Genomic DNA, 1,986 nt, shown 5'->3' with positions numbered 1-1,986 from the left:
ACGACGCCCCGGGGGCCGCTCCGCGCGGGACGCCGCGCGTCGGGCGGCGGGGCGGGCGGCGGGGCGGTCACCGGCTGCGGCGCAGCCACCGCCACCAGCGCGCGCCGGGCGGGTCGGGTTCGGTCAGCGGGTGCTCCTCCACGCGGTAGCGCTGGACGTAGGCGGCGGCGAACGCCTGGAGGCTGGCGCCGAACGGCACGGCCAGCAGCACGCCGGCGGGCCCGGCGACGGCGGCGCCGGCCAGGATGAGCCCGAACGCGACGGCGGGGTGCATGTCCAGGGTGCGGGCGGTGATGCGGGGCTGCAGGAGGTAGTTCTCCAGCTGCTGGTAGGCGACGATGAACAGCAGCATCCACAGCGCCGTCGTGGGCGACACGGTCAGGGCGATCAGGATGGGGACCGCGCCGGCCAGGTAGGTGCCGACGGCGGGGATGAACTGCGACACCACGCCGACCCACAGCGCCAGGACGGCGGCGTAGGGGATGCCGGCCGCGGCCATGAAGGCGTAGTGCGCGGCACCGGAGATCAGTGCCAGCAGCCCGCGCGAGTAGATGTAGCCGCCGGTCTTGTCGACGGCGATCTCCCAGGCCCGCAGCACCTGCCGCTGGTGGCGGGGCGGCAGCAGGGAGCAGGCCGTGCGGCGCAGCTGCGGGCCCTCGGCGGACAGGTAGAAGGTGAACAGCAGCACGCCGAGGGCCTTGAACACGACGCCGAACGCGGTGGCGCCGATCCCCCACACGTTCGTCGCCAGGGACGACAGCTGCCCCGACAGGGCGCCGGTGACGGTGGGGAGCCGCTGGAACAGGGTGTCCTGCGACAGGTCCGTCCCGAAGGTGTCGTTGACCCATCCGATGACCTGGCGGACGTATCCGGGGAACCCGTCCAGGAGGTTGGCGGCCTGGGTGGCCAGCAGCGACCCGATGCCGCTGAGGAAACCGCCGGCCAGGACCGCGATGACCAGGAACATCGCGGCGGTGGCGGGGCCGCGCCGCCAGCCGTGCCGGGCCAGCCAGTTCACCGCGGGTTCGATCGCGAACGCCAGGAACAGCGAGACCACCAGCAGGAGCAGCAGGTCCCGCAGCCGCTGGAGCAGCCACATCGCCGCCATGAACGCCAGGACGACGGTGCCGGCGAGCACGAACGCCTTGGGCAGCCACGGCGGCATCCGGTGCGGGTCGTCCGCGGCCGGCGGCTCGGCGGGGGCGCCGGGCGGGACGGCGTCGGGCCCCTCGGCGGGCCCCTCGGTGGGTCCTTCCGCGGGTCCTCGGCCGGGCGTCTGCGGCATGCCCGCACGGTAGCCGCGTCCCACCGCCGGTTCCGGGCGTCCCGGCCCGCCGCGGAGGTGATCTTTGCCGGGATTTCAGCCCCGGATCGTCAGGGGCCCGTCAGGTCGGAGATCGCCCGGTCGACGCGGGCCTCGCGTCCGGCCGGGGTCCTGGCCTTCAGGATCGGCAGGATCAGCCGGTAGCGGCCGGTCTTGCCGAGCGCCTCGAAACGGGCGGCCGCCCGGGGGTGGGCGGCGAGGGCCTCGGCGAGGTCGGGCGGGACGGTGGCGTCGCGCTGGGCGGTGTAGGCGGCGTCCCACCGGCCGTCGGCCCGGGCGGCGGCGACCTCGGCGAGGCCGGGCGGGCGCATCCGCCCGGCGCGGATGAGCGCCTCGGCCTTGTCGGCGTTCACCCGCGACCAGGGGCTGCCCTTGCGGCGGCGCGAGTACCGCTGCAGGTAGAAGTGCTCGTCGAAGGACTTGCGCTGGCTGTCGATCCAGCCGTAGCACAGCGCGACCTCCAGCGCCTCCGCGATCGTGACCGAGGTGGCGCCCGACCCCTTCTTGGCGATCTTCAGCCAGGCGCCGCCTTCGCTCTCGTGGTTCTCGGCCAGCCAGGTCTCCCACTGGCCGGCGTCCGCGAAGTGCATCATCGTCCCACGATGGCATCCGCCGACGACAGTCCGCCCCGGGCCCGGGGCCGGGGCGGGTCGGTCTCGGGG

General features: G+C 75.0%; 2 protein-coding genes. Both read right to left on the bottom strand.

Annotated elements, in window-relative coordinates; genetic code table 11:
- Positions 1 to 67 precede the first annotated feature (67 nt).
- Positions 68 to 1,285: an AI-2E family transporter gene (locus E1285_RS44795; protein ID WP_132160986.1), complete on the bottom strand. Its 1,218-nt coding sequence runs from the start codon at positions 1,283 to 1,285 to the stop codon at positions 68 to 70.
- Between the two features lie 89 nt (positions 1,286 to 1,374).
- Positions 1,375 to 1,917: a YdeI/OmpD-associated family protein gene (locus tag E1285_RS44790; protein WP_132160985.1), complete on the bottom strand. Its 543-nt coding sequence runs from the start codon at positions 1,915 to 1,917 to the stop codon at positions 1,375 to 1,377.
- Positions 1,918 to 1,986 lie beyond the last annotated feature (69 nt).

Origin of the sequence: Actinomadura sp. 7K507 (assembly GCF_004348425.1) — a bacterium.
Taxonomy (GTDB): Bacteria; Actinomycetota; Actinomycetes; order Streptosporangiales; family Streptosporangiaceae; genus Spirillospora.
This window is presented reverse-complemented; position numbering and strand designations above follow the sequence as displayed.

What these genes read in the sequence shown, in the direction of transcription:
- E1285_RS44795 (WP_132160986.1), bottom strand. Translation starts at nt 1,285, where the DNA reads ATGCCGCAGACGCCCGGCCGAGGACCCGCGGAAGGACCCACCGAGGGG.
- E1285_RS44790 (WP_132160985.1), bottom strand. Translation starts at nt 1,917, where the DNA reads ATGATGCACTTCGCGGACGCCGGCCAGTGGGAGACCTGGCTGGCCGAG.